The sequence below is a fragment of the Streptomyces oceani genome (genome assembly GCF_001751245.1).
Taxonomy (GTDB): Bacteria; Actinomycetota; Actinomycetes; order Streptomycetales; family Streptomycetaceae; genus Streptomyces; species Streptomyces oceani.
On the sequence record NZ_LJGU01000114.1, the window covers coordinates 420,917 to 426,025 of the forward strand.

A 5,109-nucleotide genomic window follows, 5' to 3' on the forward strand; every position below is an offset into this window, starting at 1 on the left:
CCGTACAGCAGGACCCGCGCGCCGCACGCAGCCGGGTGCCGGCCGTCCGCTCCCGCGCGGCGGTCTCGGGTGGCGCGTACGGCGCGGGCGACTCGGACGGCCCGGGAGCGTCGGCCAGGGTGACGAGCGCCGTGTCATCGCCGTCCAGCGTGTCCACCGTCACCGGCAGCAGGTTGGCCATCCCGACGAAGGACGCGGTGAACGCGCTTCCCGGCGCGCGGTAGAGCCGCCGCGGGGTGCCGAGGTCCCGCAGCCGGGCGTCCTTCAGCACGGCCACCCGGTCGGCGAGGGTGAGCGCCTCCACCTGGTCGTGGGTGACGTACAGGATCGTCAGCTCCGGCAACGCGCGGTGCAGCCGGGAGAGTTCGGCCAACATGTCGGAGCGCAGCTGCGCGTCCAGCGCGGACAGCGGCTCGTCGAGCAGCAGCACCCCGGGGCGTACGGCCAGCGCGCGGGCGATCGCGACCCGCTGCTGCTGGCCGCCGGACAGCTCGCGCGGATAGCGCCGGGCGTATCCGGCCATGCCGGTCATCTCCAGTGCCTCCGTGACGCGCGCGGCGAGTTCCGGACGCGGCACACGGCGTGCCTTGAGCCCGAAGGCGACGTTCTGTTCGACGCGCATGTGGGGGAAGAGCGCGTACTGCTGTACGACCATCCCCACCCCGCGCCGGTACGGCGGCAGCCCGGTGACGTCGCGGTCACCGATCCACACCCGGCCACGGGTCGGGGTGACGAACCCGGCGACGGCGCGCAGCGCGGTGGTCTTCCCGGAACCGGAGGGACCGAGCAGGGCGAGCACCTCGCCCGGTTCCGCCGTGAGCCGGAGGTCCTCCAGCACGGTGGTCCCGTCGTAGGCCACGGTGACCTCGTCGAAGCACAGCCCCGTCATGGCCGCGCCTCCGGCGGGTCCCCGAGCCCGCGCTCGGACAACCGGTCGAGCAGAGCGGGCAGTTCGGCCACCGAGTCGAGCACGTGGGTGGCACCCGCCGCGCGCAGGGTGCCGGCGTCGTGCGCGCCGGTGCGGACGCCGGCCACCACGCCGGCTCCGGCGCGGAGCCCGGAGCGCATGTCGTAGCCGGTGTCCCCGGCGACCGCTACATGCCGTACGTCGACGGCGGCCCCGGTCCGTAGCAGCGCGGCCAGCACCATGTCCGGGTACGGTCGCCCGCGTCCGCCCACGTCCGCCGGGCACACGGTGAGCGTGACCAGTTCCCGCCAGCCCAGCGCGTCCACGATGGCGTCCTGGGTGGGGCGGGCGAAGCCGGTGGTGAGCACCACCTCGCGGCCCGCCTCCCGCAGCTTCGCGATCGCCTCGGCCGCGCCGGGCACGGGCGCGCAGTGCCCGGCGCGGAGGAGTTCGGCGTACGCGGACTCGAAGGCGTCGTTGGCCCGGTGCGCGGCCGTCTCGTCACCGAAGAGGTGGCGGAAGACGGAGATCTTCGACTCGCCCATGGTCGCACGGACGTGGGCGAGCATGTCGTCCATCGCGGCCGAGTCGGACGCGACGCCGAGCCGCTCGGCCGCCGCGGTGAAGGCTCGTTCGACCAGGCCGGAGTCGGCCACCGTGGTGCCCGCCATGTCGAGCACGACCAGGTCGGTGCGGTGTCCCGCGGGGGCCGCGGGGTCCTGGGAGCCCATGGGCTCCCGCGAGGTCCTGTCGGAGGTGTCGGTCATCGTGTTCACCATCCCCACTCGTTCGCGGTGTCCTCGGCGATCGCCGGAGAGCAGGTCATGCCACGTCCGCCCGGCCCGGTCACCAGGCAGACCCCGTCGGCCACGCGCTGCCGGCGCACCACCTCGCCACTGTCGAGACACTGCGCGTACACACCCGCCCAGCGGCGCCGGACTCGCGGCAGCGGGCGGCCGAGGATTCCCTCGCAGACCGCGGACAGGTGGTCGTAGGGGTCCTCGTCGACGTCGAAGCCGAACGGGGTCGCGTACTCGTGGGTGTCCCCGACGGTCAGGGAACCGTCCCGGCGCTGCACCAGCAGCAGTTGCGCGCGGTGCGCGGCGGCGGTCGGTGACTGCGGCCGCGCGGCGGCCATCGTGTCCAGCGCCGGACCGTCGTACGCGGGGTAGTAGCGGAAGCTGTCGCCGTCGGCGACCGAGGTGGTCAGTTGCTCGCCGAGCGGTTCGGTCTGCATCATCTGCAACCGCACGCGGCGTACGGGCAGTTCCGGCGCCAGCTCCCGCACCAGGCCGCCCAGCCAGGCGCCGGTGCACAGCACGGCCGTGTCCGCCTCGTGCCACTCGCCCCGGTCGTCCCGTACGGACGCCACCGCGCCACCGGCCACCTCGCGCACCTCCCGGCCGCCGAGGAAGGTGTAGCGCCCCGACCGCAGCAGTTCGGCACGCAGCGCACGCTGCGCGGTGCGCGGCTCGACGGCGGCGTCCCGCCGGCACCACAGGGCGCCGAGCACCGCGGAGCCGCGGAGCGCCGGGTTCAGCTCGCGTACCCGGTCGGGGGTGAGCAGTTCGTATCCGCGTACGTCCGCGTCGAGGCGCTCGGTGGCGGCCCGGGCGACCTCCCGCTCCTCCGGGGTGCCGAACACGGTGAGCGAACCGTTCGCCCGGAAGCCGAGTTCCGGTACGCGGGTGCCGATCTCCTCCCAGAGCGCGCGCGCCCGCAGCGCCGCGGTCAGCTCCGGGCCGTCGGCCCGTCCGCCCACCCAGACCAGTCCGAAGTTCCGCACCGAGGCACCGCGGGCCTCGTCCTCCCGCTCGATGTGTACGACCTCGTGGCCGCGTTGGATCGCGTGCCAGGCGTGCATGGTGCCCAGCACGCCGGCTCCGACAACTATGACTCGCATGCCGGGAACGGTCGCGGGGTCGCGTGGATCCGAACCGTACGGCCGGCAACGCGCGAGTGAACCGACCGTTATGGTCTAGATGCGTTATCCCTCCGTTATATTCATGGCGCTCCGTCGCCCACTCGCCCCGCCCCTGAGGCGGGAGAGGACGTCAACGCCACCCGGTCAGCCGGGTCGTGAAGCTGAACCGGTCCCCCCGGTACAGGCTCCGCACCCGCTCCAGCGGACGCCCGTCCAAGTCCCGGGAGAGCCGGTGGATCAGCAGCATCGGCAACCCGGGCGGGGTGCCGATGAGCAGCGCCTCGCGAGGTGTGGCGAGCACGGTCTCCAGCCGCTCGTCCGCGTCCCCGAAGCCGATGCCGAGCCGTTCGTGCAGGTAGGAGTAGAAGGAGGAGTCCGGGTCGAAGTCGCTCTCCAGTCGCGGCACCCGCTCCACCGCGACGTACGTGCTCTCCAGCCCCACCCGTTCGTCGTCGGCGCGCAGGACCCGCTCCAGGTGCCAGACCGGATCGCCCCGCTCCAGCCCCAGCTCGCCGGCCAACCGCGCCGGCGCCGGGTGGCGGTCCAGCCCGATGAGCGAACGGCCGGGGACCCGGCCCTGCCGTCGGACACCCTCCGTGTAACTGCCCAGCGACAGCGGCTGCTCCAGCTTCGGCCCGGCGACCGCCGTACCCCGTCCGGAACGGCGCAGCCTGCCCTCCAGCACCAACTCGCGCAGCGCCTGCCGTACGGTCTCGCGGGCGGCGTCGAAGCGCAGCGCCAGCTCCCGCTCGGTGGGCAGGAGTTCCCCCTCGCGGAGGTCCGGGAGGAGCGCCGCGATATGCGTCTTGACGGCGTAGTACTTCGGGACCCGGCCGTGCTCGGGCACGCCGGCGCGGACCGGTGCGGCACTGTCGTCGGGCAGCGGTGCGGGATGTATCGGACTCACCTGTTCCCTTCGAGGATGCCCCGGCCTTCAGGCCGGGGAGGAATCGGACCCCTGTGGAGCAGGGCAAGGAACGACCAATCGCCGTCAGTGCGATTGGTCGTCTCCACCCTCCGGGCCGAGCGCGACCTCAAGCAGGTAGATGATCTCGGAGTTGAGAGACCGCCGGTCGACGCGAGCCTCCTCAACAAGGCGTGCATGCAGCTTCGTCGGCAGGCGGAGAGAGATCCGCTTCTCGTCTTCCATGCTAGAACGATGCCATGACGACACCAGCGAAGCCGGAGAGGGATGCCGGGCACGCCCGGTACACCTACCGGATCCGCGTGTCGTCGACCTCCCGTACCGGCCTGGAAGCTGAGTGGGCACGCTGCCGGTGGGTGCGGAAACGAATGCGTGGCCATGTCCCGCGAGGTCCACGACCCGAACAAGGGCGTTACGGAGAAGGTGACCTGTGGCCCGGCGCAACTCGACAAGACGCTTACCGATGCCCGCACCGCCATGGGATGGCTGTGTGAGGGCTCCTCGGTGCCGCAGCAGCAGACCATCCGTGACTTCGGCAGATCCCGCGCCAAAGCGCTGCAGGACATCAGGGACCGGCTCCCGGTGCGGCGCCGGGCCGGGATACCCCGGCCGAAGAAGAAGCGCGAGGCTCTGCCCACGATGAACTACACCCGACCCGGCTTCCGGCTGAGGAACGGCCGCCTGCACCTCGCGGGCGGCATCGCCCTGACCGTGGCGTGGTCCCGCGAACTCCCGGCAGCACCGTCGTCGGTGCGCGTCTACCAGGACAGCCTCGGGCACTGGTACGCCTCATTCGTCGTCGCCACCGAGGTGCAACCGCTCCCCGCCACGGGCCGTGTGCTCGGCGTGGACTGGGGCGTCAAGGAGACCGCCGCCACCACCAGCGACGCGCACGACCTCCCCCACGCCGAGCACGGCGAAACCGCCGCGCAGAAACTCGCCCGCTACCAGCGGATGATGAGCCGCCGTAAGCCGCCCCACGGGCATACCCGCGTCGAAGGGCTATCGAGAAGCGAAACGGCAGACCGCGAAGGCACAAGAAGGTCGCCCGGCAGCGGCAGGTACCCACACCTGCACCGCATGCGCAGTTGTATCCCCTCGGGACAAGAACTCCGCCCGTGTGATGCTGGTCCGGGCTGGTCTCAACCCGGCTGGTGCCGAGGGCGTAAGACCTACGGGAGCGCTGCTCCCGCAGGCAGCCCGAGTCAGGAATCCCCTCCCTTCAGAGAGGGGGAGGATGTCAACGCCGAATCCTCGCACCGCCGTGCGCACGCCGGAGCGACCCCGGCCCGAGCCCGCGGCCCCCGGGCGCGCCGGCCGGCTACCGGCCGCTGTCACCTGGCGGTGCGGAGC

Annotated in this window: 5 protein-coding genes and 1 pseudogene; 1 reads left to right on the plus strand and 5 read right to left on the minus strand. The window is 72.5% G+C overall.

Translation table 11 applies throughout. The features are described from left to right. From AN216_RS09170 to AN216_RS09190, 5 genes are all read right to left on the minus strand, one after another. Nucleotides 1–889: ABC transporter ATP-binding protein (locus tag AN216_RS09170; RefSeq protein ID WP_079166402.1), on the minus strand; the 889-nt coding region annotated here is incomplete at its 3' end. Continuing rightward, nucleotides 886–1,638, minus strand: coding sequence for a phosphonatase-like hydrolase (locus AN216_RS09175; RefSeq protein ID WP_070196149.1), 753 nt, complete (start codon nt 1,636–1,638; stop codon nt 886–888). The genes AN216_RS09175 and AN216_RS09170, both read right to left, overlap by 4 nt. A 41-nt stretch (nt 1,639–1,679) precedes the next feature. Beyond that, nucleotides 1,680–2,810 carry a TIGR03364 family FAD-dependent oxidoreductase gene (locus tag AN216_RS09180; RefSeq protein WP_070196082.1) on the minus strand — a complete coding sequence of 377 codons (1,131 nt, stop codon included), beginning with the start codon at nt 2,808–2,810 and terminating at the stop codon, nt 1,680–1,682. 151 nt (nt 2,811–2,961) lie between these two features. Continuing rightward, a complete protein-coding gene (locus AN216_RS09185) occupies nt 2,962–3,738 on the minus strand; it encodes a GntR family transcriptional regulator (protein WP_244502375.1) in 777 nt (258 codons plus the stop codon). Nucleotides 3,739–3,822: 84 nt separating this feature from the next. Further along, nucleotides 3,823–3,981: an Arc family DNA-binding protein gene (locus AN216_RS09190; RefSeq protein ID WP_070196083.1), complete on the minus strand. Its 159-nt coding sequence runs from the start codon at nt 3,979–3,981 to the stop codon at nt 3,823–3,825. A gap of 14 nt (nt 3,982–3,995) precedes the next feature. On the opposite strand from AN216_RS09190, the pseudogene AN216_RS26665 reads away from it, so the two are divergent. Next, nucleotides 3,996–4,957: pseudogene (locus AN216_RS26665) on the plus strand (RNA-guided endonuclease InsQ/TnpB family protein); the annotation flags it as partial. Between the last annotated feature and the right edge of the window lie 152 nt (nt 4,958–5,109).

What these genes read in the sequence shown, in the direction of transcription:
- AN216_RS09180 (WP_070196082.1), bottom strand. Translation starts at nt 2,810, where the DNA reads ATGCGAGTCATAGTTGTCGGAGCCGGCGTGCTGGGCACCATGCACGCC.
- AN216_RS09175 (WP_070196149.1), bottom strand. Translation starts at nt 1,638, where the DNA reads ATGGGCTCCCAGGACCCCGCGGCCCCCGCGGGACACCGCACCGACCTG.
- AN216_RS09190 (WP_070196083.1), bottom strand. Translation starts at nt 3,981, where the DNA reads ATGGAAGACGAGAAGCGGATCTCTCTCCGCCTGCCGACGAAGCTGCAT.